The sequence below is a fragment of the Kitasatospora sp. NPDC056783 genome, assembly GCF_042789895.1.
In the GTDB taxonomy this organism is placed as follows: domain Bacteria; phylum Actinomycetota; class Actinomycetes; order Streptomycetales; family Streptomycetaceae; genus Kitasatospora.
This window is the reverse complement of record NZ_JBHUAF010000007.1, coordinates 12,629-39,022: the sequence shown is the minus strand read 5'-3', so window position 1 is coordinate 39,022 and position 26,394 is coordinate 12,629. Positions and strand designations below refer to the sequence as shown.

Annotated in this window: 23 protein-coding genes and 1 pseudogene; 17 read left to right on the top strand and 7 right to left on the bottom strand. The window is 74.8% G+C overall.

The features are described 5' to 3' along the window. Window positions 1–28: 28 nt before the first annotated feature. Both ACFRMQ_RS02685 and ACFRMQ_RS02680 read left to right on the top strand, forming a co-directional pair. Window positions 29–298: a hypothetical protein gene (locus ACFRMQ_RS02685; protein ID WP_380726129.1), complete on the top strand. Its 270-nt coding sequence runs from the start codon at window positions 29–31 to the stop codon at window positions 296–298. After that, window positions 291–707 (top strand): annotated as a pseudogene (locus ACFRMQ_RS02680) (DUF6879 family protein); the annotation flags it as partial. The gene ACFRMQ_RS02685 and the pseudogene ACFRMQ_RS02680, both read left to right, overlap by 8 nt. A gap of 20 nt (window positions 708–727) precedes the next feature. Here the strand turns inward: ACFRMQ_RS02680 and ACFRMQ_RS02675 are convergent. Then, window positions 728–1,489 (bottom strand): methionyl-tRNA formyltransferase, encoded by a 762-nt coding sequence (locus ACFRMQ_RS02675; RefSeq protein ID WP_380726127.1) that lies wholly within the window; start codon window positions 1,487–1,489, stop codon window positions 728–730. Window positions 1,490–1,734: 245 nt separating this feature from the next. Between ACFRMQ_RS02675 and ACFRMQ_RS02670 the strand changes: the two genes are divergently transcribed. Next, complete coding sequence (locus ACFRMQ_RS02670; protein ID WP_380726125.1) at window positions 1,735–3,177, top strand: glyceraldehyde-3-phosphate dehydrogenase; 1,443 nt, start codon at window positions 1,735–1,737, stop codon at window positions 3,175–3,177. 82 nt (window positions 3,178–3,259) lie between these two features. Here the strand turns inward: ACFRMQ_RS02670 and ACFRMQ_RS02665 are convergent, their stop codons facing one another. Then, entirely contained in the window at window positions 3,260–4,174 is a 915-nt protein-coding gene (locus ACFRMQ_RS02665; RefSeq protein ID WP_380726123.1) for an HNH endonuclease, read from the bottom strand. A gap of 60 nt (window positions 4,175–4,234) precedes the next feature. Between ACFRMQ_RS02665 and ACFRMQ_RS02660 the strand changes: the two genes are divergently transcribed. Continuing rightward, window positions 4,235–4,567, top strand: a complete 333-nt coding sequence (locus tag ACFRMQ_RS02660; RefSeq protein WP_380726121.1) for a hypothetical protein — start codon at window positions 4,235–4,237, stop codon at window positions 4,565–4,567. Between the two features lie 334 nt (window positions 4,568–4,901). Here ACFRMQ_RS02660 and ACFRMQ_RS02655 read toward each other — a convergent pair whose 3' ends face one another. Beyond that, window positions 4,902–5,177 carry a hypothetical protein gene (locus ACFRMQ_RS02655; protein WP_380726119.1) on the bottom strand — a complete coding sequence of 92 codons (276 nt, stop codon included), beginning with the start codon at window positions 5,175–5,177 and terminating at the stop codon, window positions 4,902–4,904. Window positions 5,178–5,208: 31 nt separating this feature from the next. On the opposite strand from ACFRMQ_RS02655, the gene ACFRMQ_RS02650 reads away from it, so the two are divergent. From ACFRMQ_RS02650 to ACFRMQ_RS02635, 4 genes are all read left to right on the top strand, one after another. Further along, the gene (locus ACFRMQ_RS02650; protein WP_380726117.1) at window positions 5,209–5,748 is read left to right on the top strand and encodes a hypothetical protein; all 540 of its coding nucleotides are present in this window, start codon (window positions 5,209–5,211) and stop codon (window positions 5,746–5,748) included. A 130-nt stretch (window positions 5,749–5,878) separates the two neighbouring features. Beyond that, window positions 5,879–6,919 carry a hypothetical protein gene (locus tag ACFRMQ_RS02645; RefSeq protein WP_380726115.1) on the top strand — a complete coding sequence of 347 codons (1,041 nt, stop codon included), beginning with the start codon at window positions 5,879–5,881 and terminating at the stop codon, window positions 6,917–6,919. Window positions 6,920–7,000: 81 nt separating this feature from the next. Then, window positions 7,001–8,938: an HSP90 family protein gene (locus ACFRMQ_RS02640; protein ID WP_380726113.1), complete on the top strand. Its 1,938-nt coding sequence runs from the start codon at window positions 7,001–7,003 to the stop codon at window positions 8,936–8,938. Then, on the top strand, window positions 8,938–11,898 hold the full coding sequence (locus ACFRMQ_RS02635) for a hypothetical protein (protein WP_380726111.1): 2,961 nt from the start codon (window positions 8,938–8,940) through the stop codon (window positions 11,896–11,898). The genes ACFRMQ_RS02640 and ACFRMQ_RS02635 overlap by 1 nt, the downstream gene beginning before the upstream one ends. Window positions 11,899–11,979: 81 nt before the next feature. Here ACFRMQ_RS02635 and ACFRMQ_RS02630 read toward each other — a convergent pair whose 3' ends face one another. Together ACFRMQ_RS02630 and ACFRMQ_RS02625 are read right to left on the bottom strand one after the other, a co-directional pair. After that, a complete protein-coding gene (locus ACFRMQ_RS02630) occupies window positions 11,980–13,275 on the bottom strand; it encodes a chitinase (RefSeq protein ID WP_380726109.1) in 1,296 nt (431 codons plus the stop codon). Between the two features lie 199 nt (window positions 13,276–13,474). Next, on the bottom strand, window positions 13,475–14,392 hold the full coding sequence (locus tag ACFRMQ_RS02625) for a LysR family transcriptional regulator (RefSeq protein WP_380726107.1): 918 nt from the start codon (window positions 14,390–14,392) through the stop codon (window positions 13,475–13,477). Between the two features lie 145 nt (window positions 14,393–14,537). Between ACFRMQ_RS02625 and ACFRMQ_RS02620 the strand changes: the two genes are divergently transcribed. The 4 genes from ACFRMQ_RS02620 to ACFRMQ_RS02605 are packed head-to-tail and all read left to right on the top strand — an operon-like array spanning window position 14,538 to window position 17,817. Next, window positions 14,538–15,449 carry a DMT family transporter gene (locus tag ACFRMQ_RS02620; protein WP_380726105.1) on the top strand — a complete coding sequence of 304 codons (912 nt, stop codon included), beginning with the start codon at window positions 14,538–14,540 and terminating at the stop codon, window positions 15,447–15,449. A 10-nt stretch (window positions 15,450–15,459) separates the two neighbouring features. Further along, window positions 15,460–16,749 carry a sensor histidine kinase gene (locus tag ACFRMQ_RS02615; protein ID WP_380726103.1) on the top strand — a complete coding sequence of 430 codons (1,290 nt, stop codon included), beginning with the start codon at window positions 15,460–15,462 and terminating at the stop codon, window positions 16,747–16,749. Further along, window positions 16,743–17,402 carry a response regulator gene (locus ACFRMQ_RS02610; protein WP_380726101.1) on the top strand — a complete coding sequence of 220 codons (660 nt, stop codon included), beginning with the start codon at window positions 16,743–16,745 and terminating at the stop codon, window positions 17,400–17,402. Before ACFRMQ_RS02615 ends, ACFRMQ_RS02610 begins: the two co-directional genes overlap by 7 nt. A 52-nt stretch (window positions 17,403–17,454) precedes the next feature. After that, window positions 17,455–17,817 carry a hypothetical protein gene (locus tag ACFRMQ_RS02605; RefSeq protein WP_380726099.1) on the top strand — a complete coding sequence of 121 codons (363 nt, stop codon included), beginning with the start codon at window positions 17,455–17,457 and terminating at the stop codon, window positions 17,815–17,817. Here the strand turns inward: ACFRMQ_RS02605 and ACFRMQ_RS02600 are convergent. After that, on the bottom strand, window positions 17,789–18,883 hold the full coding sequence (locus ACFRMQ_RS02600) for a glycosyltransferase family 4 protein (protein ID WP_380726097.1): 1,095 nt from the start codon (window positions 18,881–18,883) through the stop codon (window positions 17,789–17,791). The two genes, ACFRMQ_RS02605 and ACFRMQ_RS02600, sit on opposite strands and share 29 nt — an antisense overlap. After that, entirely contained in the window at window positions 18,790–20,154 is a 1,365-nt protein-coding gene (locus tag ACFRMQ_RS02595; RefSeq protein WP_380726095.1) for a hypothetical protein, read from the bottom strand. Before ACFRMQ_RS02595 ends, ACFRMQ_RS02600 begins: the two co-directional genes overlap by 94 nt. 219 nt (window positions 20,155–20,373) lie before the next feature. Here ACFRMQ_RS02595 and ACFRMQ_RS02590 point away from each other — a divergent pair, with 219 nt between their 5' ends. The 5 genes from ACFRMQ_RS02590 to ACFRMQ_RS02570 all read left to right on the top strand — a co-directional run bounded on the left by ACFRMQ_RS02590 (window position 20,374) and on the right by ACFRMQ_RS02570 (window position 26,292). After that, window positions 20,374–21,414, top strand: a complete 1,041-nt coding sequence (locus tag ACFRMQ_RS02590; RefSeq protein WP_380726093.1) for a GNAT family N-acetyltransferase — start codon at window positions 20,374–20,376, stop codon at window positions 21,412–21,414. Further along, window positions 21,407–22,201: an aminotransferase class IV gene (locus ACFRMQ_RS02585; protein ID WP_380726091.1), complete on the top strand. Its 795-nt coding sequence runs from the start codon at window positions 21,407–21,409 to the stop codon at window positions 22,199–22,201. The genes ACFRMQ_RS02590 and ACFRMQ_RS02585 overlap by 8 nt, the downstream gene beginning before the upstream one ends. Window positions 22,202–22,306: 105 nt before the next feature. Continuing rightward, the gene (locus ACFRMQ_RS02580; RefSeq protein WP_380726089.1) at window positions 22,307–23,167 is read left to right on the top strand and encodes an ABC transporter ATP-binding protein; all 861 of its coding nucleotides are present in this window, start codon (window positions 22,307–22,309) and stop codon (window positions 23,165–23,167) included. After that, complete coding sequence (locus ACFRMQ_RS02575) at window positions 23,164–25,689, top strand: ABC transporter permease (RefSeq protein WP_380726087.1); 2,526 nt, start codon at window positions 23,164–23,166, stop codon at window positions 25,687–25,689. The genes ACFRMQ_RS02580 and ACFRMQ_RS02575 overlap by 4 nt, the downstream gene beginning before the upstream one ends. Before the next feature lie 138 nt (window positions 25,690–25,827). Beyond that, on the top strand, window positions 25,828–26,292 hold the full coding sequence (locus tag ACFRMQ_RS02570) for a hypothetical protein (RefSeq protein ID WP_380726085.1): 465 nt from the start codon (window positions 25,828–25,830) through the stop codon (window positions 26,290–26,292). The last annotated feature ends 102 nt before the right edge of the window (window positions 26,293–26,394 follow it).

Genomic DNA, 26,394 nt, shown 5'->3' with positions numbered 1-26,394 from the left:
ACAGCTCACGCGGCCTTCTGGAGGCGGGATGAGTCAGCCCTGGGACGCGGATCCCGATGCCGTGTTGGCCCGGCGCCTGGGCAGGTCGCCGGCCGAACTGGGCACCACCGGAGGCCGGGACGGCTGCCCTGACATCTGGGAGCTCGACAACGGTGACATCGCGGTCATCGGACGTGACCGGACCGAAGCCTACCGCGCGGGGCTTCCCCAGGACGCGACGGTCGGGGACGGCGAGCGCCTCGTGATCATCCCCCGGATCACGTTCCTCTCCGCGAAGGAAGACCTGCCGGATGCGTGACCTTCTCGGCGATGTTCCGGGCGACCGCCTGCCCCTCGCCGAGTACAAGGCCGACTTCCGTCGGCGGGACTTCGCGGTCGACGGCTACGACTCGTGGAAGCTGGAGCGGCGGCAGGAGTTCCAGGAGCCCGAGGACGCCAGCTGGCGTGCCTTCCTGGGGGGAGACAGTGCCAAGGCGTGGGCGCTGATCGAGGCCAGGCGTGATGACCTGCTCCAGCTTTCCCGTCTGGCCCATGACCATGCTTGCCGGCTGCTGAGAGTGCGTGTCGTCGAGTTCCCGCTGACCCCCTACCTGGAGTGGGAGCTGCGACTCCTGCGGGTGCGCGCGGAGTGCGGGGAGTTGATCCGGGTGGTCGGCCCCGAGCTGATCTCCCCGCACGAACCGGACGGGCCGCTACCCGAACTCATCACCTTGGGAGCGGACACCGTCTACGACATCTCGGTGGACGACTTGAGGACGGCCACCCACCGACCGCCGACAACGGCCAGTGGGCCGGGAACGGGGAACAGCCCGAAGCGGAAGGTGCGGACGAGGTCGTGGACCTCGCGACGGCTCGCCGACCAGTCGATGACCGCGTTCTGCGGTCCCATCGTGCCCTCGTAGCTGGCCCCTTCCTGGCCCTGCTCGCTGCCTGCATGGCCGGCCGCCGCCAACTCCAGTGCTTCCGACAGCAGTTCGCTGGAAAGGATCTGGATCTCCGCGAACACGCTGTCGCCGTCCAGGTCGTCCGGAAGCTCGACCCCACCGCGCTGGACGAGGATCCGCCCGGTGTCGAAGGACTCGTCCATCCAGTGGATCGTCACGCCGGTCTCGGGATCGCCCTGCCGGATCGCCCAGTGGATCGGCATCGGACCACGATGGCGTGGCAGCAGGGAGGGGTGGATGTTCAGCACGCCGAGGCGCGGAACGCGCAGCGCCTCGGCCGACAGCTTCCACGGGAATCCGTTGCAGACCACCAGGTCCGGCCGATGACGGGCCAGTGCCCCGGCGAGGTCGGTGGCGCTGTGCGGGATCAGCAGATCCGGGCCCGGTGGCAGTTGCCCCAGGGCGCCGTCGGGCGCCGCTTCCGCCGCTGATGGCGCACACACGTAGGCGACGAGTTCATGGCCGGCGGCTGCGCACGGGGCGTGGAGCTCCGCGAGCCCCTCCGCTCCGTAGGACATGAGGGCGATCCGCAGGCGGTTTCGCACCGTGGCTCCTGGAGGCTCCGTGAACCGAATCGATCCGGGCGAGTCTACCGGCAGACGTCACGGAGGCCGGGAGGGCATTGTGGAACACCGGTGCGGGGGTGGCGGTGATCACCTTCGAGGGCGGGGCGGGGGTGAAAGCGCAGGTCGGGGGCTCGGGCGGGACGGCTGGGGGAGGGACCGGCGGTCGGGGCGCGGGCGGGCGAAGCTACCATGTGGGCAACACCCTCAGCTCGAAAGATGGACTTGTGACTGTCAACGACGACGTGTTCACGGACTGGAAGAACCGCGAGGAGATCGCGGAGTCGATGATCCCGATCATCGGGCGGCTGCACCGGGAGCGGGACGTCACCGTTCTGCTCCACAGCAGGTCCCTGGTGAACAAGTCGGTGGTCAGCATCCTCAAGACGCACCGCTTCGCCCGGCAGATAGCCGGCGAGGAGCTCTCGGTCACCGAGACGATGCCGTTCCTGGAGGCGCTCACCACCCTGGACCTCGGCCCCTCGCAGATCGACCTCGGCATGCTCGCCGCGACGTACAAGGCGGACGACCGGGGGCTGTCGGTGGCGGAGTTCACCGCCCAGGCCGTCTCCGGTGCCACCGGTGAGAACAAGCTGGAGCGCCGGTCCGGGCAGGACGTCGTGCTGTACGGGTTCGGCCGCATCGGGCGGCTGGTCGCCCGGCTGCTGGTCGAGAAGGCCTCGGGCAACGGCCTGCGGCTGAAGGCCATCGTCGTGCGCAACAGCGGTGGCGACGACCTGGTGAAGCGCGCCTCGCTGCTGCGGCGCGACTCGATCCACGGCCAGTTCCAGGGCACGATCACCGTCGACGAGGCGAACAACAAGATCATCGCCAACGGCAACGAGATCACGGTGATCTACTCCGACGACCCGACCAAGGTCGACTACACGGAGTACGGGATCAAGGACGCGATCCTGATCGACAACACCGGCCGCTGGCGCGACCGCGAGGGCCTGTCGAAGCACCTGCGCCCCGGCATCGCCAAGGTCGTGCTGACCGCCCCGGGCAAGGGCGACGTCCCGAACATCGTGCACGGCGTCAACCACGACACGATCAAGCCGGACGAGCAGATCCTGTCCTGCGCCTCCTGCACCACCAACGCCATCGTCCCGCCGCTGAAGGCGATGGAGGACGAGTACGGCGTGGTCCGCGGCCACGTGGAGACCGTCCACTCGTTCACCAACGACCAGAACCTGCTGGACAACTACCACAAGGCCGACCGCCGCGGCCGCTCGGCACCGCTGAACATGGTGATCACCGAGACCGGTGCCGCCTCGGCCGTCGCCAAGGCCCTGCCGGACCTCCAGGCGAAGATCACCGGCAGCTCGATCCGCGTCCCCGTGCCGGACGTCTCCATCGCGATCCTCAACCTCCAGCTGAAGCGGGAGACCAACCGCGAGGACGTCCTGGAGTACCTGCGGAACGTCTCGCTGACCTCGCCGCTGAAGCGCCAGATCGACTTCACCGACTCGCCGGACGCCGTCTCCAGCGACTTCATCGGCTCGCGCCACGCCTCGATCGTGGACGCCGGCGCGACCAAGGTCGAGGGCGACAACGCGATCCTCTACCTGTGGTACGACAACGAGTTCGGCTACTCGTGCCAGGTCATCCGGGTCGTCCAGTACGTCTCGGGCGTCGAGTACCCGACCTTCCCGGCCCCGGCGGTCTGATCCGCCGGTAGCGCCACGCCCGCGGGGCGGTGACCGACAGGTCGCCGCCCCGTCGGCGTACGCCCGACTTTGGCTCAGGTGTTCAGCGGTTGAGCATGCACAGGGCCCGGTGGTAGTCGATGTACTTGTCGTCGATCGGGTGGTCGGGGTGTCGGCGAAGTGGGCCCAGGGGCCGATCGTCGTGAGTCTCCCGCACCACACCCTCGGCGTCTATGTAGATCTCCAGACCGTCGAAAAGCACGTGGTGGTTCGCGCACAGGCACAGCAGGTTGTGCAGTTCGTCGGGGCCGAAGTGGGGCTTCCCGAGACCGTGGATGTGGGCTGCCTCGCTGTACGGTTTCCGCTTGTACTGCAACACGGTGTCGCAGACCTGGCACCTGAAGCCGTAGATCTCCTTCACACGGCTCACGATGGCGGAGTCCCGGACGGGGCGGGAGGAGGTGGTCTTCCGCCGTTGGGTGGCGCCGGCCGCCCGCTCAGGAGGAGCGGTCCTCATCGCGCGCTCGTCCTCCGAGGAGTCCGTGAGACCGTCCGCCGTGCTGTACCCGGCCATTCCCAGACGGTCGAACAGCGACTGCAGGTCGATGTCCTGGAGATAGTGGTTCCGAAGGAGCAGCATCGCCTCGAGTCGGGTGCCGGGCTCCCGCAGGAGCCCGGCGACCTCCGGGGACAGTCCAGCCTTCGGCTGGGTGTCGGTGAGTATCCTGACCGGAGGCATGGAGGTCACGTCCTCGTCGAGTCCGCGTACTTCCCAGAGGCCGCTGCCCTGTAGGTGCCAGAACGGGTACTCGGGCGTGACCTTGGAACCGGGCAGTCCGTACTCGGACAGCAGTGGCCCGACCTCAGGTTGGAACACGGACCAGGGCGCCAGCCGTGACGCACCTGCCGCGATACGGGCGATGGCCCAGAGCAGGGTGAGCGGTTGGTGTCGGCTCGGCTCCCCGACGGTGGTATCGCGATCGGTCCCGAGCTTTGCGAGTCGGGCAAGCAACTCCACCCGGGTCATCCGAGCAGTGCGGGGCGATGAAAGCGGCGCGTCCCGGCGAGGCGGCTGCGGGTGCCGATCGGCTGGAAGTTTGTGGGCGACGCGTGCATAGTCATCTGCCGATCGGAGAGTGAGCCCCCGCAAGGGGCGAGGAACCCGGAGATCGGCCAGGACATCCAGGGCCGGGACCGGTCGGGCGAATTCCACGAATTCGTCGAGTGCCATGATGTGGGACCAGGTCTTGCCGCCCTCATGGCTTCCCCAGACGGCACTGGCTATGGCCGGGCTGGTGACGAGGTGAATGACCTTCGCACGGGCGATGAAGCAGTTTCCCGTGTAGAAGAGGACATGGTCACCAACCCGGCGGTCGCGCAGGGCCCGGACCTTCTCGTTGTTGGATTGTGAGGTCGGCGTCGAACCCCACAGACGGGCGACCCCGCCCGGGTACAGGCCGGTGAGCACCTCGGCCTCGGAACCGACCGAGTTCTGTAGATAAGAGACTCGGACACCCGCTCGCATGGACTTGGCGAAATTCTGTGGCCCTCCATCTCTGGTGCCTCGAGGTTGGAGGATCAGCTGAGGCCTCTCGGAAGCATGGACCGTGTTCTCGACAGTCGGGTCGAGGAAGCCGGGTTGGGCAGCCGGGTGTGTTCCTGGGCGAGTCGGATCGGCAAGGCTCATGCCGAGAGAATAGTGGGAAGATCCGACAATAGCTTGTGAGTTGATCGACCAGAGAGAGTCACGCGATGGTGAAGTGCCGGACAGGCCAAGGAAAGGCGATGGGGATGGGTGGTCGGCGGGTGTTCGCCGCGGTGGCGGCGGCCGGGGTGCTGACGGGCGTGCTGGCGGGGTGCTCCTCCGGCGGGTCGACGAGCGCGGGCGGGACGGTCGCGTCGGCTCCGTCGGCGTCGGGCTCGGTGGCGACGACGGGTGGGGCGACGACGGGTGCCGAGGGTACGGGTGCCGCGGCCACGGCGGGGGCGTCCGCGCCCACCGCGCCGGCCGCGACGGGCACCGGAGCTCCCGCGCCGGCCCCGCCCGCAGCGGTGGAGGCGCCGCACGGGGACCTGGAGGCGGCGCTGCTGGACGACAAGGTGGTCGGCCAGGTGCTGCCGGACGCCAAGGCGATGGCCGGGTGGGAGGAGGAGAAGCGCAAGGTCGACACCGCCGACCACACCGTCACGTGCGCCGGAGCCGCCGCCGCCTCCTGCGCCGGCAAGCCGCTGAGCGGGTCGGTGCGCTTCTCCTCGGGCGACGTGGTCGTGCGCTTCCTGGTGGACACCCTGCCCAGCCGGGACGCGGCCGCGCAGCGGCTGAAGGAGAACTACGCCTCCTACGCCGCCGGGCCGTTCCGGAAGGTCGACACCCCGGCGCTGGGCAGCGAGAGCCAGGCCTTCCAGGGGATGCTGGCCGAGGGGGAGGGCGTCGGCATCGTGGTGCGCTCGGGCACCGTGGTGGCGAGCGTGACCAGCGAGGGCGGTCCGGTGGACATCGCCGCCACACGGAGGTTCGCGGTGATGCTGGTGAAGCGCATCGAACAGGCGCAGTCCGGGACGACGCCGGACGCCGGGCTCGGCGTGGGCTGAGCGCTCCCCTTCCCGCGTGGGAACGGCGCTGGGCTGGGCAAACGGATGTCAGTCGGCCGTGATATGTACCTATCTCGTGGCCGACGTTCGGTCATGCGACAGATGCCGATGACGTTCGAGGGGGCCACACATGCCGCTGTTCCGACGCCGCTCCGGCGAGGAGGGCGCGCAGGACCGCTCCGGGTGGCGCGGCCTCGGGTTCGGCCTCGGCCGGCGGGGCGCCGCGCCGGCCGCGCCGTCCGGTGGCGGTCAGCCGCGGCTCGACCCGTCGTACGGGGACGAGTCGGTGCGCCTGGCGCTTCGCCAGGCCGCCCACGGGGACTGGGCCGCGCTGCGCCCCGCCCTGGCCGCCGCCGAGGACCTGACCGTCCTCGTCGGCGCGGTGGCCGAGGTGCCCCGGGTCGAGCAGTGGACGGCCAGGGCGCTGGCCGACACCCCGGACGACACGCTGCTGCTGTTGCTCTCCGGTGCCCGGCACGTCGACTGGGGCTGGGAGGCCCGGACGGGCGCCCGGGCCAAGGACGTCACCGAGGAGCGGTGGAAGCTGTTCCACCGGCGGCTGGAGATCGCCGAGGAGCAGCTGCTGGAGGTCGCCGAGCGCGAGCCCTCCTGGCACGCCCCCTGGCGGTTCCTGCAGACCAGCGCCCTCGGGGCCTCGCTCGGCCGGGACGTCGCCACCGCCCGCTTCGAGGCCGCGGTGCGCCGGGCGCCCGGGAACACCGGCACGCACTGGGTCCAGCTCCAGCAGCTGAGCGCCAAGTGGGGCGGCTCGCACGAGGAGATGCACGCGTTCGCCCGCGCCACGATGCTCGCCGCCCCCGAGGGCAGCCGCCTCGGCGTCCTGGTCGCGGTCGCGCACCTGGAGCACTGGCTGGCCCTCCCGGACGGCGAGGACCACGCCTACCTGACCAGCCCCGCCGTGGTGTCCGGGCTCCAGGAGGCGGCCTTCCGGTCCGTCCTGCACCCGGCCTTCGAGCCGGTGCGCGGTTGGCAGGACGCCTTCAACACCTTCGCGATGGCCTTCTCCCTCGCCGACCAGCCCAAGACCGCGCGTCTGCTGTTCGACGCGCTGGACGGCTTCGTGACCAGGGCGCCTTGGCACTACCTGGCGGGCGATCCGGTCAAGGCCTTCCGCGCCCACCGCGACCGCTGCGCCTCGCCCTGGCGCTGAGCCGGCATCCGTCGATTCCGCCCACCACCGTCACCCACCCCACCACCACCGTCACCCACCCCGCGATCGAAAGAGCCTCCGGTGTCCCCTACCGACAACCCGACGAGTGCGCACACCTTCCAGGTGGACCTGCGCGGCCTGGTGGACCTGCTCTCCCACCACCTCTACTCCAGCCCCCGGGTCTACCTGCGCGAGCTGCTGCAGAACGCGGTGGACGCGATCTCCGCCCGCCGCGCCCTCGACCCCGGGGCGCCGGCCGCGATCACCGTGCGCGCCGACGACGAGCTGTCCGTCACCGACACCGGCATCGGCCTCACCGAGCAGGACGTCCACACCTTCCTCGCCACCATCGGCCGCAGCTCCAAGCGCGACGCCGACGGCCGGCTCGACGGCGCCGGGCTGGCCCGCGCCCGCGGCGACTTCATCGGCCAGTTCGGCATCGGCCTGCTCGCCTGCTTCGTGGTCGCCGACGAGATCGCCGTGCTCACCCGCTCCGCCGCCACCCCGGACGCCCCGGCGATCGAGTGGCGCGGCAGCTCCGACGGCAGCTACACCATCCGCACCCTGCCCGCCTCGGCCAAGCCGGAGCCGGGCACCACCGTCACCCTCACCCCGCGCGCCGACGCCGCCGAGTGGACCCGCCCCGGCCGGGTCCTCACCCTCGCCCGGGACTTCGGCAGCCTGCTGCGCCACGACGTGACCGTGGTCGACGCGAACGGCACCGAGCACCGGGTCAACCGCACCCCGCCGTGGGCCGAGCGGCACGCCTCCCCGCTCGCCAGGCGCGACGCCCTCACCGAGTACTGCCGCGCCGCCTTCGACTTCGCCCCGCTCGACACCATCGAGCTGGACCTGCCGCTGGTCGGCCTGCGCGGCGTCGCGTACGTCCTGCCCGACGCCGCGCCGCCCTCGCGCCGCAACGGCCACCGGGTGCACCTCAAGGGCATGCTGCTCTCCGACCAGGCCCACGAACTGCTGCCGGACTGGGCGTTCTTCGTCCGCTGCGTCGTCGACACCGACGGGCTGCGTCCCACCGCCTCCCGCGAGGGCCTGTACGCCGACGAGACGCTGGCCGCTGTCCGGGACGCGCTCGGCGCCCGGATTCGCGACTGGCTGACCGGCCTGTCCGCGAGCGACCCGGCGCTGCTGCACCGCTTCCTGTCCGTCCACCACCTTGCCGTCAAGGAACTCGCCCGCTACGACGACGAGTTGCTGCGGATGATGCTGCCCTGGCTGCCGTTCGAGACCACCGACGGCAACGTCACCCTGGACGAGTTCGCCCGCAGCCACCCGGTGGTGCTGGTGGCCCGTACCGTCGAGGAGTTCCGGCAGGTCGCCCCGATCGCCGGCGCGGCCGGGCTGGGCGTGGTCAACGGCGGCTACACCTACGACCGCGACCTGGTGCACCGGCTGCCCGAGATCCGCCCCGGCGTCTCGGTCTCCGACCTCGACCCGGGCACCGTCACCGCGCACCTGGACTCCGTCGACCCGGCCGCCGAGCTGGCCGCCAACGCCTTCCTGGCGATCGCCCGCGAGGTGGTCGGCCGGTTCGACTGCGACGTCGCGCTGCGCAGCTTCCACCCGACCAGCGCGCCCGCCCTGCTGCTCGACAACCGGGAGGCCCGGCACGAGCGCACCCGGGCCCAGCTCGCCGACGAGGCCGACGGGCTGTGGGCGGACATCCTTGGCTCGCTGCGCGCCGAGGTGCCCCGCGCCCAGCTGGTGCTCAACCACCTCAACCCGCTGGTGCGCCGCGCCGCCACCGTCGCCAGCCGCGAGCTGGCCGTCACCGCCGTCGAGGCGCTGTACGGGCAGGCCGTGCTGATGACCCGCCGCCCGCTCAAGGCCAGCGAGTCCGTCCTGCTCAACCGCTCCTTCATCAGCCTGCTCGACCACGCCATGCTCGGTCACGAGACGGCCGGCGGCACCGGTTCCCCCGGCGGCACCGGCACCGGTTCCCCGGGCGGCACCGGGACCGGCTCCGCCGAGGGCGACGGCACCGGCGGGAAGGAGGCGTGATGCTGGACACCCCCGACGCGGTGATGGCCGCGCTGCGCGACAACGACGCCCGCCTGTACGGCCGGACCAGGACCGTCACCGCCGAGGAACTCGTCGACGCCGCCGAACAGTTCGATGACACCGGGGTCCGCTCGATGGCCCTGCTGGAGCTGATGGAGGCCTACGAGTACGACGGCGAGCGCGGCAAGAGCCCGGTCGTCTTCGCCCGCGTCCTCAAGCTCTGGGACACCGACCCGGACGGCTTCGGCGACTGGGCCCGGCAGCAGGTGCTCTGGCGCTTCAAGTGGGTCGCCGACGCGCTCAAGGACACCCCGGACGTCCCGCTCGCGGCGATCCGGCGCTGGCACACCGAGCTGCGCGACCGCTACCGCGCGGCCGGCCACGACCTCCAGCCGTACTACGCCCAGCGCTACCACCTGGCCGCGCACACCGGCCTCGACGCGCAGGACGCCTACGAGCTGTGGGCGGCCCGCCCGCGCTCCGAGCTGAGCGACTGCCACGCCTGCGAGACCCGCGCCCGCGCCCGGCACTTCCTCGCCGCCGGGGACGACGCCCGGGCGCTGGAGACGCTCGCCCCGGTGCTGGACGGCCGCAGCGGCTGCGAGCAGGAGCCCTACCTCAGCCAGGCCACCGCGCTGCTCGCGCAGCTGCGCCAGGGCCGGCTGGACGAGGCCCGCTCCGGCCACCTCGCCGGCTACCGCTACGCCCGGGGCAAGGCCTCGATGCTGCACGCCGTCGGCCTGCACATCGAGTTCTGCGCGCTCTCCGGCAACGAGCCGCGCGGCCTGGAGCTGCTCGCCGAGAACCGCGACCTGTTCGCGGTCACCGGCGAGCCCGCCGCCCGGCTGGACTTCCTGACCGGCGTCGAGGTGCTGGCCGGCCGGCTCGCCCGGGGCGGCCACGGCGCGCTCGCGGTCAGCGGCCCGGCCGGCGGCACCTGGACGGTGGACACCCTGCTCGCCCATCTGCGCACCGAGGCCGACGCGCTGGCCGCCCGGTTCGACGCCCGCAACGGCACCGCGGCGGTCGGCGCCGCCCGGCGCGCCCGGCTGGCCGTCGAGCCGCCGCTGGCCGAGCCGCTGGCGCTGGGGGTGCGGGCCGCCGCCGCGCCCGGGCTGTCCGCCGCCCCGGCCGCCGCGCCCGCGCCGCGCCGGGCGGTCGAGCCGGAGCCGGAGGACTTCACCGCCCTGGTGCTCCGGGCCCGCGAGCTGGAGCTGCTCGGCCACCCGGACTCCGACCGGCTGTGGAAGCGGGTCGCCGAGCGCGTGGGGACGGCCGGCTTCGTCCACCCGCGGAGCGCCGAGCTGGGCGGCCCCGAGCGGCTGAGGGCCGAACTCGCCGAGCAGCGCGCCCACGAGGCGCTGCAGCGTGACGCGTACGCCGAGGGCAAGGCCGGGCTGCTGGCAGCCGCCGAGTTGTTCGAGGAGGCGGGGCTGGCCGGGCCGGCGCTGATGGTCCGCACCCGGGCGCTGATCGCGGACCTGGACGAGCACGACGGGCCCCCGGGGAGCGACAGCGGCGAGGGCGGCGAGGGCGGCGAGGGCGGCGCCCGGCGGGCCGACTGGGCGGCGCTCGACGCGGCGCTGGCCCGGGCCGAGGAACTGCGCGCCGCCGGCGAACTGGCCGACGACGACTACCTGATCGTGCTCCAGACCCGCTCCTACGCCGCCCACCACGACCTGTCCGAGGCGCTGCCCGAGCCCGCCGACGAGGTGTCCGGGCGCTTCGAGGCGGTGGTCGGGGCCTATCGGCGGGCCGCCGTGCGGCTCGGTTCCGAGCGCCGCGCCGCGACGTCCCGGCAGTACACCGCCGACGTCGCCGCCCGGCAGGGCCGGCTGGCCGAGGCGGAGACCGAGCTGCGCGAGGTGCTGGCCCAGCTGGACGCCGCCGAGCTGCCCTGGCACACCCCGCGGGTGCTCGGCCTGCTCGGCCAGGTGCTGTTGCAGGGCGACGAGCCGGGCGAGGCGGTGGAGGTGTTCCACCGGGCGCTGGCCGAGGCCGTGCGCTGGGGCGACGACTCCTACCCGTACGCGCCGACGTACATGATGCTCGGCCACTCCTGCCTGCGGTCGGGAGACCTCGGCGGGGCGGTCCGGGCACTGTCGGAGGCGGCCGCGCGCTACGACCGCAAGGGTGCCGAGGCGGTCGAGGAGGCCGCCCAGGTGCGTCTGCAACTGGCCGACGTGCTGCGCGACACCGGCCGGGCGGCGGACGCGGTGGCCGTGCTTGAGTCGGTGCTGGGGGACGCGTCGGCGGCCCGGCTGGACGTCCGGATGCTCGCCCAGACCCGGCTGGACCTGGCCCGGGGCCTGGGCGAGCTGGAGGAGTACCGGGACGCCGCCGAGGAGTACCTGCGGCTGGCCGACCTGGTGGCCGGCTGGGAGGATCAGGAGACCCACACCATGGTCGCCTGCGAGGCAGCCCTGGCGCTGGCCCAGGCGGACCGCTGGGACGCCGCCGAGGCGGCGCTGGCCCGGGCCCGCGAGGCGCACGGCCGGGCCCCGCAGGTCAATCAACTGGCCGCCACCCTACGGGAGTTCGCCAGGCTGACGATGCGGGAGCGGGGCGCCGAGGGACTGGCCGCCGCGCTGGCCCTGCTGGCCGAGGCGGACGCGGTCGGCGAGGCCGCCGAGCAGCGCGGCGAGGAGTACGACTCCTGGTACCTGCGGGGTGGTTCGCGCTACGAGCGGGCGCGCTCGCTGGCCGTCGCCGAGCGGTACGAGGAGGCGCTGGCCGAGGTCGAGCGGGCGATCCCGGAGTACGAGGCGGGCGGCGAGCGGGCCGAGTCGCCGCGGGCGGAGTGCGTCCGGCTGGCCGCGCTGATCGAGGGCAGCGACCTCGGCCGCGCCGAGGCGGCGGTGGCCCGGCTGACGGCCGGCATCGCGCGCTGCGAGGCGGTCGGGCTGCCGGAGGCGGCGGAGGCGCTGGCGGAGCTGCGGGAGCGGTTCGGCGGCGAGTGACGCGGGTGCCGGAAGGGGCCCGGGGCCACGCGACCCCGAGCCCCTTCCGGGCCGGTCGGGCCGGTCGGTACGGTCGGGCCGTCAGCAGGGGCCGTCGTCGGCCCAGACACCCCACTGGCCGCCGGCGCTCGGCACCTCGTTCAGCGTCCACCACTTGGCGTGGTAGTTGCGCAGGTTGTACGAGACCTTGGCGCCCGCGTTGTACGTGGTGCTCGCGCTCCAGGGCAGGCCGAGGCAGCCGTTCGTGGTGGTCGGAGCGGGAGAGGTCGGCGGCGGGGTGCTGGGCGGCGGGGTGCTGGGCGGGGTCGCCCCGGCGAACCGCACCGTGTACTTGGTGAAGTCCCAGTCGTTCTGCGCCACGCTGGAGCAGGAGCCGGACAGCCCCGGGTCGACGTTGCCCACGCACTGGCGGTCCCGGTTGACCGACCAGTAGGTGTACCGGGCCAGGCCGTGCGCGGTGGCGAAGTCCAGCACCGTCTGGAAGTCCGCCTGGTGGAAGTACTCGGCGGCGTCGGTGCGGCCGTTCATCATCGAGATGCCCTCGTGGGCGTACGCGGTGGCCTCGTTCCAGCCGAAGGTGGTCTGCAGGATCTGGTTGAACTTCGTCAGCGCGTCGGTCTGCGCCGCCGCGCCGTTGAAGCCGCCGTCGAACGGCATGATCGAGAAGTTGTCCGGGGTGAAGCCCTGGGACTTGGCCTCGTTCAGCATCTGGGTGCCGAACCAGCCGGTTCCGGCGTTGGTGCCGGCGGTGGTGACCGAGACGTACAGGCCGGGGTTGTTCTGCTGGAGGATCTTCGCCGCGCCGATCTCGTTGTGGATGGCGGCGGTGTTCTCGTACTCGGGCTCCTCCAGGTCGAAGTCGACCGCCTTGAGGCCGTACTTGGTGATCACCTTCTGGTAGCCGGCGGCGGTCGCCTCGGGGGTTCCGCAGACCTGGCCCAGCTTGGTGCCGTTGTACCCGCCGACCGACACCGAGACGTCCCCGCCCTTGCCGCGGATGGTCTGGATGACGCCCGGCATGGTGGTGTCGGTGTCGATCGAGGAGGTGCCGCCCCAGGCGGGCGAACAGCTGTTGCCCTGGGCCAGGATGAACGCCAGCTGGAAGGCCTTCTGGCCGGTGGCGTCCATGACGGCGGCGGCGTCCGGCGGGCTGTTGTCCTCGGGCATCAGGTACGGCGCCGAGGCGTACCAGTTGCTGCCGAGCCCTCCGGCGGCGGTCCTGTCGGCGGTGTCGGCGGCGGCGGAGCCGGTGCCGGCCAGGGCGGCGCCGCCGCCGGCCACCAGGCCGAGCACGGCCGTCACGGCGAGCGCGGCGCGGCGGGGGCGGTGTCGGCGTGGTTGCGGCGAAGTGGGGTGCGGTGGACGTGCGCGTTCCATCGGAGGCCTTTCCAGGAAACGGCGGTGGGGGAAGTGCCCGTTCGCGCCGGAGGTGGGGGTGGCGCGGCGGCAGGCCGAACTGCCCTGGGGCGGTGGGTGGTTGCCGCAGGCTCTCACTGGTATAGACCTGTCGTCGAGCGCGGGTCAAGACCCGGCCCGCCCCTCGCTCGGCCCCGGGCCCGGCCGTGTGGCTCCGAGCTCAGCCGCGCGGCTCCGACGGCTCCGTGCGCACCGCGGCTCCCGCGGTGACGCCCGCCCCGACCCCCACCAGCAGTCCGCTGACCGCCGGGGACCACGGACGGCCGGTCGGGCCGGTCAGCGACAGCGTCCGGTGGACGGCGGGCCGGATCGGGACCAGGACGCAGTCGGCCGGCAGCATGGTCAGCGCCAGCGCCGGCATCATCGTGACCCCGACGCCCGCGTGCACCATGCCGATCAGGGTGTTCAGGTCGCGGATGCGGTGCCGGGGCGTGAACCGGGCGCCGGCCCGCCGGTAGGCCTCGCGGACGTGGCGCTCGCAGCCGCCCTCCGAGAGGAGGAAGTCGTCGTCCTCCAACTCCGCCACGTGGACGGACGGCCGGCCTGCCAGCGGATGGTCGCGGCGCAGCAGCGCGTGCATCGAGTCGCTGCCGAGCGCGACCGCCCCGGGCGGCAGCGGCCCGGCGTCCACCAGGACGGCGGCGTCCACCGTGCCCGCCTCCAGCCAGGCCGGCAGTTCGTCGTCCTCGCCCTCGAAGACCCGGACGGTCACCTGCGGGTGGGCCGCCTGCCACTCCCTCAGCAGCCCGGGCAGCAGCGCCTGGCAGACGGTGGTCGGCGCCGCCAGCCGTACGGTGCCGGTCAGGCCGCCGCGGTGCCGGGTGGCGATGGCGCGGACGGCGGTGGCCGAGGCGACGGCCGTCCGGGCGTGCGGCAGCACCTGCTCGCCCAGCGGGGTGGGGCGGCACGGGCTGGCGCGTCGTAGCACCGGCGCGCCGAGGGCGCGCTCCAGCGCGGCGACGGCGTGCGAGACCGCCGACTGGCTGATGCCCAGTTCGTCGGCGGCGGCGCCGAAGCCGCCGGTGTCGGCGACCGCGACCAGCGCGCGGAACTGGGCCAGATTGACGTCCGAGGTCATGAGGGTTCCTCATCACTGGTGCGATGCCACTTGTTGGACTCATGCTGTGCCGATGCGCCACGCTCTGTCCAGAAAGCGCTGTCCAGAAAGCGCTGTCCGGACGGCACTGTCCAGGAGACGCGACGGAAGTACGGAGGTGGTCGGGGTGCGGCGCTGGTTGCCGGGTTTCGTGGCACTGTCGGCGATCTGGGGCGCCAGCTTCGCCCTGATCAAGGTGGCGGTCGAGGCGGGGATGCCGCCGCTGTGGGTGGCGCTGTGGCGCTGCCTGCTCGGCGCCGCCGCGCTGTGGGCGGTGCTGCTGGTGCGCGGCGAGCCGGTCCCGCGCGACCGGGCGCTGTGGGGGCACTCGGCGGTGGTCGCGGTGCTGCTCAACAGCGTGCCGTTCACCCTGTTCTCGTTCGGCGAGACCAGGGTCAGCTCGGTGCTCGCCGGGGTGATGAACGCGACCACCCCGCTGTTCACCCTGCTGTTCGCGGTGCTGACCGTCCGCGAGGAGCGCCGCCCGGGCGCCCGCCGGCTGGCCGGCCTCGGCCTCGGCTTCGTCGGCGTGCTCGTCGTGCTCGGGGTCTGGCACGGCCTCGGGACCGGGGCGGCCACCGGAGCGCTGGCCTGTCTGGCCGCGGCCTGCTGCTACGGCGCGGGCTTCGCCTACCTGCGCCGCTTCCTGGCCGGTCGCCCGGAGTCGGTGACCACCCTCTCGGTGCTCCAGATCACCTGTGCCTCGGCGGAGCTGGTGCTGGTCGCGCCGCTCGCCGCAGGCCTGCCGCGCTGGCCCGGCGCCGGTGCGGCCGTCGCCCTGCTGACCCTCGGCGCGCTGGGCACCGGGGTGGCCTACCTGCTCAACCTGGGGCTGGTGCGTGGCGCCGGGACGACGGTGGCCTCCGCCGTCACCTATGTGATCCCGCTGTGGTCGACGGCCTTCGGCGCGGCCTTCCTCGCCGAGCCGGTCGGCTGGAACGCCCTGGCCGGCGGCGCGCTGGTGATCGCCGCCGTCGCGCTGACCCGGCCGCGCCCGGCTCCCGCACGGGCCCCGAAGGAGCGTCGGCCGGTCGGTTAGGGTTGCCAGGGTGAGCGAGGGGGAACAGCGGTCCGGGGCCGTACGCGAGGCACTGCGGGCGGCTCCGCTGCGTTTCCCGTTCACCCGTTGGGTGCCGCGCTGTTGGGCGCACCTGCTCGGCGGCGCGCTGCTCGGGCCGCTGCTGCTGGTCGTCGTCGCGGTGCTGCTGGTGCTCGGCCTGGGCCTGTCGGTGGCCGGCGTCGGGCTGCCGGTGCTGCTCGCGCTGACGCTCCTGGGCATCCCGGCCGCCGCCCTGGCCCGGTGGCGGCTGCGCCTGGTCGAACCGCTCCCGCTGCCCGACCCGCACCGCCGCCTGCCCGGAGCGGGCCGCCGCGCCCGGATCCGCACCCGGCTGCGCGAACGGGCCACCTGGCGCGAACTCGCCCACACCGTGCTCGCCTCGACCGTCCTGGCCGCCGCCTCGCTCGGCTTCACCGCCCTGCTGGCCTGCTCCGTCCTGTACACGCTCTCCCCGCTGGTGGTCCGGGCGCTCGCCCCGGAGACCGTGATGCTGGTTCCCGGGCACGCCGTCCCCGGGCCGCTCGCCGCCCTGCCGTTCAGCGCCGCCGGGCTGGTGGGCCTGCTGCTCTGCGCGTACGCCGGGGCGCTGCTGGTCTCCGCCGAGGTCGCGCTGGCCCGCTTCCTGCTCGCGCCCCGGGAGGACGACCTCGGCCGCCGGGTGGTCGAACTCACCCGCTCCCGGGCCCGGCTGGCCGACGCCTTCGAGGCCGAGCGGCGCCGGATCGAGCGCGACCTGCACGACGGGGCGCAGCAACAGCTCGTCGCGCTCAGCATGACCCTCGGGCTCGCCGAGTACGAGCTGCGCGACCAGGAGGGCCGGGCGGCCGAACTCGTCACCCGGGCGCGCGGCGAGGCCCGGCAGGCCCTGGAGCAACTGCGGGACCTGGTGCGCGGCATCCATCCGCAGGTGCTCACCGACCACGGGCTCGCCGCCGCCGTCGCCGAGGTCGCGCTGCGTCACCCGATCCCGGTGGCCACCGACATCGTCCTCCCGGAGCGGCTGCCCGCCCTCGTCGAGGCCACCGCCTACTTCACCGTCACCGAGGCGCTCACCAACGCCGCCAAGCACAGCGGAGCCGGCGCGATCACCGTCCACGGGCGGGTCGCGGGCGGCCGGCTGGTCGTCCGGGTGACGGACGACGGGCGCGGCGGGGCGGACCCGGCCGCCGGGGCCGGACTGGCGGGACTCGCCGACCGGGTGGCACTGCTGAGAGGACGGCTGATGGTGACGAGCCCGACGGGCGGCCCGACGACGCTGCGGCTGGAGGTCCCGTGCTGAGGGTGGTGATCGCCGAGGACGCGGTGCTGCTGCGCGCCGGACTGGTCGAACTCCTCGCCCTGGGCGGCCACTCGGTGGCCGCCGCGGTCGGCGACGCCGCGGCGCTGGCCGCGGCCGTCGACGCCGACCGGCCGGACATCGTCGTCACCGATGTCCGGATGCCCCCCGACCACACCGACGAGGGCCTGCGCGCGGCCCTCGACCTGCGCGAGCGCCACCCGGGCCTGCCCGTCCTGGTGCTCTCCCAGTACGTGGCCACCCCGTACGCGGCCCGGCTGCTCGCCGCCGCCGGTGCCCAACCGGCCGGTCTGGGCTACCTGTTGAAGGACCGGGTCGGTGACGTCGCGGACTTCCTGGACGCGCTGCGGCGGGTCGCCGACGGGGAGACGGTGATCGACCCCGAGGTGGTCCGGGTACTGCTGCGCGGCCAGTCGGCCGACCGCCCGCTGGCCCGGCTGACCCCGCGCGAGCGCGAGGTACTGGCGCTGATCGCGGAGGGCCTCAACAACCAGGCGGTGGCGGGGCGGTTGAGCATCACCGAGGCCTCGGTGGTGAAGCACTGCGGGAACATCTTCATGAAGCTGGACCTGGACCCGACGGAGGGCAACCGGCGGGTGCTCGCGGTGCTGGCCCACCTGCGCGGGGACGGCTGAGCGGCACATCACCCACTTGTCACGGTGGCCGCGGTGCCGGAACGATGGCGTCATGGCACGGACACGGGAACCGCAGAGCGCGATCGTCAACCGCATGCTCAAGGGCGAGGCGACCAAGGAGGACACCACCGCGGCCCAGACCAACTTCCTGCTGTGGCTGCGTCAGGAATGGTCCGGGGACGGGGACCTGGCGCTGGCCACCTGCGAGAAGACGCTGACGGAGGCCGGGGGCGAGGAGTGGAGGTCGGTCCCGGAGCGCGATCTGTCCGCCCACGTCTGGCTGTTCAGCTTCTCCTGCCCGAGCCGCGAGGACCTGCCGGGCCAGGCCCGGAACTGGGTGGCGGCGGTCGGCGCCAACGGCGGGCCGGCCGCGATCGCCCGGCTGGTCAGGCACCTGCGGGGGCAGCGGGAGTGAGGGGCGCGTCCGGACCGGGCAGCGGCACCCGCGGGTCGAGCAGCTCGGTGAGCCGCCGCGCCGAGGCCTCCCAGGTCCAGTGCTCCTCGGCCCAGCGCCGTCCCGCCGCCCCCATCCGGGCGCGCTCGGCGGGCGGGGCGAGCAGGATCCGGGTCAGCGCGGCGGCCACCTCGGCCGGGGCGCGGCCGTCGACGACCGTGCCGGTGACGCCGTCGAGGACGGTGTCCGGGGCGCCGCCGGAGCGGCCGGTCACCACCGGCAGCCCGGCCGCGGCCGCCTCCAGGTAGACGATGCCGAGGCCCTCGGCCTCCAGGCCCAGCCGACGGGTGCGGCAGGGCATCGCGAAGACGTCCGCCGAGGCGTAGTGGGCGGCCGTCGCAGCGTGGTCGAGGCCGCCGGTGAACACCACGCCGCCCGGCTCGGTGAGCCGCAGGGCCAGACCCCGCAGCCGGTCCTCGTCCGGGCCCCGGCCGACCAGCACCAGGGTGGCCCCCGGCACGGCCCGGCGGATCGCGGGCAGGGCGCGGATCAGCGCGTCCTGGCCCTTGCGCGGGACCAGCCGGGCCACGCAGAGGATCACCGGCGGGCCGTCCGGGCTCCGCCGGCCGGCCGGCCGGAACACCGAGGCGTCGACGCCGGGCACCAGTCGCGCCAGCCGGGCGTCCGGCCCGAGCGCCGGGGCGATCCGGGCGCGGGTGTAGCCGCCGAGGTAGGTGACCACGTCCGTACCGCGGCCGATCCGGCGCAGCAGGCCGCGGGCGCCCGGGGTGCGGGCCCACCAGATCTCGTGGCCGTGGGTGGTGGCGACGGTGCGGCGGATGCCGGGAGCCAGCCGCCGCAGCCCCGGAGCCATCGCGGCGAGCGGCGCGGCGGCGCCGAACCAGACCCGGTCGCAGCCGTGGGCGCGGGCGATCTCGGCGGCCCGGCGGGTGACCCGCGGCGTGGGCAGCAGGGTGCGGGCACGGTCGCGGATCACCGGGTAGGGGAGAGCGGCGTCATGCGGCCGCGCGCCGGGCTCGGCCGAGGTGTAGACCACGACGTCGTGGCCGGGGAGGCGGTCGGCCATGGCCCGGACGAAGGTTTCGATGCCGCCCTGGCGGGGCGGGAAGTCGTTGGTGACGACGAGGGTGGTGCCCATGGCAGGCCCTTCGGATCGGAGAGCGGGGAGGAGGAAGAGGAGAGCGGGGAGGAGGAAGCGGAGAGCGGAGGGCGGGAGACGGGGAGCGGAGAGGCGGAGGAACGGGGGAGGAGGACGAGGACGAGCGGCAGCGCGAGGTAGCCGAACCGCCCGGCGGGCGCGAGCAGGAAGGCCGCCGACAGCCCCAGGGCCAGCCGGTGCGCGGCGGCCGTCGCGGTGCGGGGCGGGTGGGTGACCAGCGAGGCCCCGACGGCGAGTCCGGCGAGCAGCAGCAGACCGACGGCGGCGTACCAGCCGGGCGGGCCGAGGTCGGCGAGCAGCCGCCCGGGCAGCGGGCTGGCGGCCGGGGTGGACAGCCGGCCGCGACCGGTCGGGAAGGCGAACACCTGCTCCACCAGTGGCCCCGGCGCGCGCAGCGCCACCGGCAGCACCGCCAACGCCGTCACCCCCACCGCGAGGGCCGTCCCGCGCAGGGCCGCGCGCCGTCCGGCGGTGGCCGCCAGCAGGGCCGCCACGACGGCGAGCACGGGCCAGGCCGTCCACTTCATCGAGCAGGCCGCCGCGAGGGCCAACCCGGCCGCCACCGGCCGTCGTTCGGCGGCGCGGACCAGGGCGAGCCAGCAGAGACCGCTGAGCGGCAGGTCGACCCCGCTGACGCACAGCGGCAGCGCGACCAGCGGCGATGCGGTGAGCGCGGCCACCCCGAGGCGGCGCCCGGCGGGCACCGTCCGCAGCACACAGACGAGGAACACCGCCGCGCACCACAGCCGGGCGTCGCCCAGCGGCCGACCGACCGGGGAGGCGTCGCCCAGCAGGGCCCGGGGCAGGCCCAGCAGGGCCATCCCGGGGAGGTACGGGGTGTACTCCACGACGGAGCCCGGGTCGGCCAGGTACGGCGTCCCGGTGTGCAGCAGCAGCGACCCGGCCCGCTCGATCACCCCGACCTCGCTCTGCCCCCGCCCGTCCAGGACCAGGACGCCCAGCGGCACCAGCACCGCCCCGACGGCCGCGATCCCCACCGACAGCTCACGTCCGCGCCGCCGCGCCAGTACCGCGGCGAGCGCCGCGAGCAGGTACCCGCCGGCCGCCCAGGCCCCCCAACTCCGGTGCGGCCCCAGCCCGGACAGCACCGGGAACGCCCCCGCCCACCCCGCCGCGACCAGCCATCCGCCGGCCCACCACCACGCCCGTTTCGTCACCCCTTCATTGCATCGGCGCAGCTCGGCGGGGTCATCACGGCCAGGTCGAGTCCGGTGGTCGGGTTTCCCCTACCACCGGGCGCGCCCCGGGTGGGGTTTCGAGGCCGGCGGGGGCGGCCGGGGTTCGTTCCGCCGGACCTGGGGCCGCCTCCCACCCGCACTGACGTTCGGTGGCCAATGGATTACTGATCGTCCGTAACCGCCCGCTATCCTCGCCGTGTGCGGAGGTCGTGGGGTGCGGCGGTGGAGCGGGCGCAGGACCGGTTGGCGGCGGGGCCGCGGCTGCGGGCGGTCGGGCCGGGTGAGGAACGGCGCTTCGCGCTCTGGGACTTGGCGTCCCTGCTGGAGGGCGAGCTGGGTGAGCTGGTGGACCCGGACGAGCTCGCGCCGGAGGCGGAGCGGGGGTGGCGGGAGCGCCTGGGGGAGAGCGGGCGGGAGTGGCCGGGCGGGGAGCTGTACCGGCGCCGCTACTGGATCCAGGACGAGGCCGGCGTGGTCGTGGGCACCGTCGCCGTGGACAACTGGACCAAGGGTCCGAGCCAACTCGCCGTCTCCTCCCTCTACGTGACCCCGCCCGCGCGCGGCCGGGGCCTGGCCGCCGCCGCGCTGGACGCGGTGTACGAGGCGGCCACCGCCGAGGGCCTGCCCGGCTTCCGGCTGGAGGCGCACTGGACCTGGCAGCCGGCCGTCCGCTACTACCTGCGCCGGGGCCTGTGGGTGGTGGGCTGGAAGCACGCGCTGTCCTTCGCCCGGATGCCCCAACTCCCGCCGCACCGGGTGCGGGAGGAGGACGGGCGGCTGCTCCTGCTGGTCGCGGACCGGTCGCGCGGCTGGGTGCCGATACTGGCCGCCGGGCAGGAGGGCCGCTGGCTGCGGCTGGACGAGACGGCGGACTACCGGGGCTGCGACGGCTGGGTGCACGAGTACGCCCGCTCCACGCTGGCCCTGTGCCTGGCGCTGGCCGGGCGGCCGCTGGTGCGCGGCCCGCAGTGGTGGGCGGAGGCGTGGCGCTGGTCGGACGCCGGGGAGCCGGAGGGGCTGGCCCACCGGATCGAGGAGTTCGAGCGGGCCGCCGGGAAGGCGGGCCGGCCGTTCGTGAGCCCGTACCGCCCGGTGGTGCGGCCGGAGTCCGGGGCGGTTCCCTCCCCGCAGCCGGAGCCCGGGGCCGGCCCTTCCCCGCGGCCGGAGCCCGGGGTGCTTCCCTCCTCGCAGTCGCCCGCGCGGCCGTCCCGGCAGCTGGCAGACTCGGGGGATGGCTGAGATCGAGATCGACGGCGTCCCCGCCGACCCGGCGCGACTGGCCGCGCTGGGACTGCTCAACTACGGGCACTTCACCACCCTGCGCGCCGAGGCGGGCCGGGTGCGCGGCCTGTCGCTGCACCTGGACCGGCTGGTCCGGGACTGCCGGGTGCTGTTCGGCGCCGAGTTGGACCGGGAGGCGGTGCGCGAGCGGATCGCCGCGGTGCTGCCCGCCGACGGCACGCCGATGACCGTCCGGGTCACCGTGTACGACCCGGCGCTCGGCCTGGAGCGCCCCGCCGCCCCGGCCGCGCCCGCCCTGCTGGTGACCACCCGTCCGGCCGCCGCCGCCGTGCCCGCCCCGCTGCGGGTCCGCACCACGGCGTACCGGCGGGAGCTGCCGCAGGTGAAGCACGTCGGCCTGTTCGGTCTGGTCCATCACCGCCGGCAGGCCCAACTCGACGGCTACGACGACGTGTTGCTGGTCGACGAGGAGGGCCTGGTGGTCGAGGGCGCGACCTGGAACGTGGGCTTCCTGGCCGAGGGCAAACTGGTCTGGCCGCAGGGCCCGAGCCTGCCCGGCGTCACCGAGGCGCTGCTGTCCGGCGCGTACCGGGGGCCGCAGTCGCGCGAGCCGCTGCCCGCCGCCGGGCTGGACCGCTTCACCGCGGCCTTCGCGGTGAACGCGGGCGTCGGGGTGCGCCCGCTGGCGGCCGTGGACGGCACCGCCTTCGACCCCGCCCACCCGGTGCTGGCCGAGCTGCGAGCCGTCTACCTGGGGGTTCCCGCAGAACCGGTGGGGGGATAGCCCCACCCCCGGTCCGCCGGTGGCCCACATGGTCGCCGCCGCCCGTCCTTCCTAGGTTGGAACGCGTTGACGACGAGCGACGCAGCACCGAAGGAAGGCCCACCCATGGCACGCCGCCAAGACCGCCGCAGGACCGAGCAGCACGGCACCGACCCGTACGGCACCGACCCGTACGGATCGGCGTCGTACGGGTCCGTGCCGTACGGATCGGCGGCGCGGACGGCCCCCGCGATCGAACTGCGCGGGGTGTGCCGTGACTACGGGCGCGGCGAGGCGCGGGTGCGGGCGCTGCGCGGGCTCGACCTGGCGCTCGCCCACGGCAGCTTCACCGCGGTGATGGGCCCCTCCGGCTCCGGCAAGTCCACCTTCCTCCAGTGCGCGGCGGGCCTGGACCGCCCGGACTCGGGGCAGGTCCGGCTCGGCGGCGAGGACATCACCGCGCTGAGCGAGAACCGGCTCACCGAGCTGCGCCGCAGCCGGATCGGCTTCGTCTTCCAGTCCTTCAACCTGCTGCCCTCGCTGTCCGTCGAGCAGAACGTCCTGCTGCCGCAGCGCCTCGCCGGGGAGCGCCAGGACCGCTCCCGGGCGCGGGAGTTGCTGGAGCGGGTGGGCCTCGGCGAGCACGCCCGGAGGCGGCCCGGCCAGCTCTCCGGCGGCCAGCAGCAGCGGGTGGCGATCGCCCGCGCGCTGATCACCCGCCCGGACGTGCTGTTCGCGGACGAGCCGACCGGCGCGCTGGACACCCGGACCGCGCACGAGGTGCTGACCCTGCTGCGGCAGGCGGTGGACTCGCTCGGCGCGACCGTGGTGATGGTGACCCACGACCCGGTGGCGGCCTCCTTCGCCGACCGGGTGCTGTTCCTGGCCGGCGGTGCCCTCGTGGACGACCTGCCGCACCCGAGCCCGCAGGCCGTCGCGGACCGGATGGTCGCGCTGACCGTCCGCCCGGTGGGAGTGGCGGCATGACGAACGGACTCGCGCGCTCCTCGGTGCGCTTCCGGCCCGCGTCCTTCGTGGGCACCCTGGTCGCCCTGCTGCTGGGCGCCGCCGTGGTGGTGGCCTGCGGCACGCTGTTGCAGACCGGCCTGACCGCGAGCCTGGCGGCCGACCGCTACGCGGCCGCCCCGGTGGTGGTCGCGGCCGAGCAGTCGGTGAAGATCCACCGGAAGGTCGGTGAGGACACCGAGACCGTCGAGCAGGCCACCCCGGAGCGGGCTCGCACCGATGCCGCGCTGGTCGGCCGGATCGCCGCGCTGCCCGGGGTCGCGGCGGCCCGCCCGGACACCGCCTTCCCGCTGCCCGCCACCGGCCGGGCCCCGGCGCTGACCGGCCGCGGCTTCGGCGCGCTCGGCATCGCCGGGCCGGCCGACACCTTGGTCGAGGGCCGCGCGCCCGGCGCGAACGAGGTGGTGCTGGACGCCGACACGGCGCGCGCCGCCCACCTCGCGCCCGGCGCGAGCCTCACGCTCACCGCGCCCGGCGGCACCGCGAGCTACCGGGTCTCCGGCCTGGCCGCCGCCCAGCAGGCCGGCCCCACCGCCTGGTTCGCCGACGCCACCGCCGACCGCCTCGCCGGCCACCCCGGCCGGATCGACGCCATCGCCGTGCAGCCCCGCGAGGGCGTGCCCACCGCCGCGCTCGCCGCCCAGGTCCGCCAGGCCGTCGGTGGCACGGCCGGGACCTTCACCGGGGACGGCCGGGGCGCCGTCGAGCACCCCGCCCTCGGCGGCGCCCGCACCATGCTGATGGCCCTCGGCGGCACCTTCGGCGGCTACGCCACCATGACCGCGGTCTTCGTGGTGATGAGCACCGTCGCCCTCGCCACCGGCCAGCGCGCCCGCGAGTTCGCCCTGCTGCGCGCGATCGGCGCCACCCCGCGCCAGATCCGCCGCACCATCGCCACCGAGGCGATGCTGGTCGCGCCGCTCGCCGCCGCGCTCGGCATCCTGCCCGGACTCGCCCTCGCCCGCTGGTGGTTCGGCCAGCTGGTCGAGCGCGGCGCCGTCCCCGGGGGCGTCCGGCTGTCCGTCGGCCCGCTGCCGATGCTCGCCGCAGTCCTCGCCTGCACCCTCGCCGCGCTGACCGCCGGCTTCCTGGCCGCCCGCCGGCCGTCCCGGATGCGCGCCGCCCAGGCGCTCGGCGAGGCCGCCGTCGAACCGCCCCGCCCGGGCCGGGTGCGCACCGCCCTCGGGCTGCTCCTCACCGCCGGCGGCGCCGCGGCCGCCGTCGTCGCCACCGCCCTGGACGGCGCCGCGGCCGCCCAGACCGCGCTCGGCGTGGTGATGTGCTTCATGCTGGCCGTCGCCCTGCTCGGCCCCTGGCTGGCCCGGGGCGCCGCCGTGGTGCTCGGCGCCCCGCTGCGGGCCGGCGGCGCGGCCGGCTCGCTGGCCGCCGACAACACCCGCGCCAACGCCCGCCGGCTGGCCTCCGCGATCACCCCGATCGTCCTGGTCACCGCCTTCTGCGGCACCCTGCTGGTCCTCCAGAGCACCGTGCGCCACACCACCGGCGAGAACGTCCGGGCCGGCGTCACCGCCGACCACGTCGTCGGCACCACCGGTCCCGGCCTGCCCGCCGGGACCGCCGAGCGGGCCGCCGGGGTGCCCGGCGTGGACACCGCAGTCGGCGTGCTGCGCACCGGAGTCGTCTACGAGAACGCGGGCCGGCTGGGCTCCGCCCCCGTGCTGGGCATCGACGGCGACCCGGCCCGGTTGCCGAAGGTGCTCGATCTGGGGGTGCGCAGCGGCTCGCTCGCCGACCTCGGCCGCGCCCCCGACACCATCGCGCTGAGCACCACCATGGCCGACGCCTTCGGCGCGAAGGTCGGCGACCGGGTCCCGCTATGGCTCGGCGACGGCACCGCCGTACGCCCCACCGTGGTCGCGGTGTACGGGCGCGGGCTCGGCGTCGGCCAGGCGGTGCTGCCGCGGGCCGCGGTGGCCGGGCACGTCACCGCCGGGTACGACAGCCAGGTGCTGGTCGCCGACGCGCCCGGCGCCGACCGCGCGGCGGTGGCCGCCGGGCTGGGCGCGCCGGCCGGGGCCGCCGTGACCGACCGGGCCGGGTTCGTCGCCCAGTCCGACAAGGACCTGGAGCTCAGCGGCTGGGCCAACACCGTGATGGCCGGGGTGCTCGGCGGGTTCGCCGCCGTCAGCGCCGCCAACACCCTGGTGATGACCGTGCTGGACCGGCGTCGTGAGGTCGCGCTGCTGCGGCTGGCCGGCACCACCCGGAGCCAGGTGCGCGGCATGATGCGCTGGGAGGCGCTGCTGGTGGCCGCGACCGGACTCGCGGTCGGCGCGGCGATCGCCGGGATCACCCTGGTGCCGGTCGCCCGGGGCGTGGCCGACTCCGCCCCGTACGTCCCGCCGACGCTCGCCCTGCCGCTGGCCGCCGGGGCGGTGCTGCTCTGCCTCGGCGCGACCGGGCTGCCGGTCCGCGCGCTGCTGCGGACCAGGCCGGCGGCGCTGGGCGCGGTGCGGCAGTAGCGGGCCGCGGCAGGTCGGGAAGGGGTGCCCTCGGGAGCGGCTTGAGGGCGCCCCTTCCCGGGGTGGTGGTGGCGGTCGCCACCGGGGGGAGCCTGCTATGTTGAACGTGTTCAAATGCTGCCGTGGAGGGGGGGAGCCGTGAGGACGGTTCCTGCGAGCGCGCCGGGGCTCGTCGCGCTGGCGATGGGGGTGTTCGCCGTACCTCTGGTGCTCGTCGGGGTGCGGGACGGATTCCACGCCTCGGTCGTGCACGTCGTCGTGGCGGTCTGCTTCGTCCCGTGCACGGGGGCGCTCCTGTGGCCCGGACCGGGTGGCTTCCGGGTCGCCACCGTCGCCGCCGGGCTGGCGATGGTGCCGGTGGCGGTGTTCGCCGCGCTGTTCCTCCTCTGGGCCGGAGCGGGACCGGGGCGCCTGGGCGGGGCCCTGGTCGGGCTCGCCCTGCCGGTCGCGACGACCGCCTCGCTGGTCGGTGCCTTCCAGCGGGCCGAGGGCCCGCACCGGGGCCTCCGGGCGGCCGTGGTCGGCCGCTCGGTGGCCGTTCTCTCCGTCGTCGGCTGGGTCCTGCTGCTCTTCGCCTCGGGCCCGGCCTCGCCCGGCGGGTAGCGGGGGCCGCCGGATCGAGGGCCTGCCGGAGCGTCGGCCGCGGCCGGCCATCCGGTGATCCGGCGATCCGGCCATCCGGCGCGGCGGGTCAGGGCACATCCG

Coding starts and splice junctions, on each gene's coding strand:
- ACFRMQ_RS02685 (WP_380726129.1), top strand. CDS start 29: ATGAGTCAGCCCTGGGACGCGGATCCCGATGCCGTGTTGGCCCGGCGC.
- ACFRMQ_RS02645 (WP_380726115.1), top strand. CDS start 5,879: ATGCCGCTGTTCCGACGCCGCTCCGGCGAGGAGGGCGCGCAGGACCGC.
- ACFRMQ_RS02635 (WP_380726111.1), top strand. CDS start 8,938: ATGCTGGACACCCCCGACGCGGTGATGGCCGCGCTGCGCGACAACGAC.
- ACFRMQ_RS02630 (WP_380726109.1), bottom strand. CDS start 13,275: ATGGAACGCGCACGTCCACCGCACCCCACTTCGCCGCAACCACGCCGA.
- ACFRMQ_RS02625 (WP_380726107.1), bottom strand. CDS start 14,392: ATGACCTCGGACGTCAATCTGGCCCAGTTCCGCGCGCTGGTCGCGGTC.
- ACFRMQ_RS02605 (WP_380726099.1), top strand. CDS start 17,455: ATGGCACGGACACGGGAACCGCAGAGCGCGATCGTCAACCGCATGCTC.
- ACFRMQ_RS02600 (WP_380726097.1), bottom strand. CDS start 18,883: ATGGCCGACCGCCTCCCCGGCCACGACGTCGTGGTCTACACCTCGGCC.
- ACFRMQ_RS02585 (WP_380726091.1), top strand. CDS start 21,407: ATGGCTGAGATCGAGATCGACGGCGTCCCCGCCGACCCGGCGCGACTG.
- ACFRMQ_RS02580 (WP_380726089.1), top strand. CDS start 22,307: ATGGCACGCCGCCAAGACCGCCGCAGGACCGAGCAGCACGGCACCGAC.
- ACFRMQ_RS02575 (WP_380726087.1), top strand. CDS start 23,164: ATGACGAACGGACTCGCGCGCTCCTCGGTGCGCTTCCGGCCCGCGTCC.